At 40.5% G+C, this 1,872-nt stretch carries 3 protein-coding genes and 1 pseudogene; 3 read left to right on the top strand and 1 reads right to left on the bottom strand.

Annotated elements, in window-relative coordinates; translation table 11 throughout:
• Window positions 1-404 (top strand): methyl-accepting chemotaxis protein (locus L650_RS0107775; RefSeq protein WP_029772763.1); only part of this gene is annotated, 404 nt, incomplete at its 5' end.
• 112 nt (window positions 405-516) lie between these two features.
• Here the strand turns inward: L650_RS0107775 and L650_RS0107770 are convergent.
• Window positions 517-846 carry a 5-carboxymethyl-2-hydroxymuconate Delta-isomerase gene (locus L650_RS0107770; RefSeq protein ID WP_004588643.1) on the bottom strand — a complete coding sequence of 110 codons (330 nt, stop codon included), beginning with the start codon at window positions 844-846 and terminating at the stop codon, window positions 517-519.
• Window positions 847-1,014: 168 nt separating this feature from the next.
• Between L650_RS0107770 and L650_RS0107765 the strand changes: the two genes are divergently transcribed.
• Both L650_RS0107765 and L650_RS0107760 read left to right on the top strand, forming a co-directional pair.
• Complete coding sequence (locus L650_RS0107765) at window positions 1,015-1,497, top strand: CreA family protein (protein ID WP_004588642.1); 483 nt, start codon at window positions 1,015-1,017, stop codon at window positions 1,495-1,497.
• Window positions 1,498-1,506: 9 nt separating this feature from the next.
• Window positions 1,507-1,872 (top strand): annotated as a pseudogene (locus L650_RS0107760) (hypothetical protein); the annotation flags it as partial.

Below are 1,872 nucleotides of genomic sequence, written 5' to 3'. Positions count from 1 at the left end.
TTGTAGCCGATGAAGTAAGAACCCTTGCTATGCGTACTGCAGAGTCGACCGAGCAAATTAACGAAATGATAGACACGTTAAATTCTAAGGCTTCAAGTACGGTGTCGGCTATAGAGCTTGGCAGTAAAAATACCCTAGAAAACGCCGAACGTTTAAAAGTAACAGGGAGTACCTTAACGGGTATATCTCAAGAAATTGTTACGCTAAGTGAGCTAAATAGCTCAGTGGCTACAGCCACCCGCGAGCAAACGTTGGCTACCTCAGAAATTAGTCAAAATGTGGTGATGATTTCTGATTCTGCTGAGCAAACAAAACAAAATATGAAAACCTCAGAGCAGTTATGCAATGGGCTAAATGAAGAGTCGAATATATTAAAAGATTTACTGGGTAAGTTTACGCTTTAAAAAAAGCGACAACATTAAGCTAAAAAACGCGTTGTAACTTAGTTAATCTAAGCTTTGGTTAAGAGGCTTATTATCCAAAGTTTAGGTTAATAACAACGCGTTTTTAAAAGGGTTAATTTTTACGGTAAATTTCGTGTTGAATGTCGTAAATATTAACGCTTAAGCTGTCAGAATCTCGGCAATAAGTTTTTAAGCACTCAAGCAAGCTCTCGCTTAACATTTGTTTTTGTTCAATAGAGCGCCCGGCCATGATATGCGCCGCAATATGAATAAACCCTTCTTTTCCTTCACCTAGCTGGTATTGCTGATAAGCAATAGCGCGGGTTTTAATGGTTTCTAAGTCAAATAAACCACTTTGAAAAGTCGCGTTGTGCACTTTTTCAACAAGTACTTGCGGTAATACAGGAAGATCTTCAGAGTGTTCAATAATAATGTGCGGCATTTACGCGTTTCCTATTATGAGTTACTACGTGGGCGTACGTATAATTGTACCAAAGCCTGAACTGTGCGCTAACCCCTCAATGGTCTAAATTTAGTTGTATTAATTTTTGATGGTAGTATAAAAACAGTCACGTGAACCTTCGCTTATAAAGCAAAATTAAGGATTAATATGAAATTACCACACCGCTTTAAACGTTTAGCTGTGCTATTAAGTGCAGTGGTTACCTTAAGTGCCTGCTCAGATGATGTTGCATCGGTGAGCTTAGGGCTGTTTACTACTAAAGATGTAGTGGTAAATTCGCAGCAAGACCCACTAGTAAAAGGGGTTACGTGCCATATTAGCCATATTGAGGCCGACTTAGATTTTTCAGATCCCTCTGATATGTCTATTGCGTGTCGCCAAACTGGGCCAATTACAGCCGATATGTTACAAGCAATAGATCGCAGCAAGTCGGGCGAAGTGGTGTTTAAGTCATCAAAAAGTATTTTATTTAAATCGCTAAAAGTACGCCGTATTTACGATGCACAAAACCGCACATTACTGTACTTATCGTACTCGACTAAGGAGTCGAGCGGCAGCCACCACCACGCACTTTCAACTGTGCCTTTATACAATACACAAGCTTGGAACTGGGCACTTGAACAAAAATAAGAGCACACTATGTTAGCGTTATTTAAATCAAAGCCGCTGCTAGAACAAGCCGAGCAGCAGTGGCTAATTGATACCTTTATTTGGGCGGTAGAGCACTTTGATGCCGCATTTTTTACCAAGCACACGCAAATAATATTGCCAACGGTGGCGCATTTTCCTGATTCGGTATCGAGTATTGAGGAAATGGCCACTAAGGTATTTGTACGAGTACGTGATTACGCAGGTATGAGTGCGTGGCCAATACAATTAGTTGCGCCACAACAGTTACAGCCGCAAGTATTTCCGCATTTTGAATTTGCTGAACACTTACGCGGAGAGCAAAGCCAACTTATTGTACCGCCAAGCCATACGATTAATGTCTCGTTTAATCCTAAT

Origin of the sequence: Pseudoalteromonas sp. TB51 (assembly GCF_000498055.1) — a bacterium.
Lineage (GTDB): Bacteria > Pseudomonadota > Gammaproteobacteria > Enterobacterales > Alteromonadaceae > Pseudoalteromonas > Pseudoalteromonas atlantica.
This window is presented reverse-complemented; position numbering and strand designations above follow the sequence as displayed.

What these genes read in the sequence shown, in the direction of transcription:
- L650_RS0107770 (WP_004588643.1), bottom strand. Translation starts at nt 846, where the DNA reads ATGCCGCACATTATTATTGAACACTCTGAAGATCTTCCTGTATTACCG.
- L650_RS0107765 (WP_004588642.1), top strand. Translation starts at nt 1,015, where the DNA reads ATGAAATTACCACACCGCTTTAAACGTTTAGCTGTGCTATTAAGTGCA.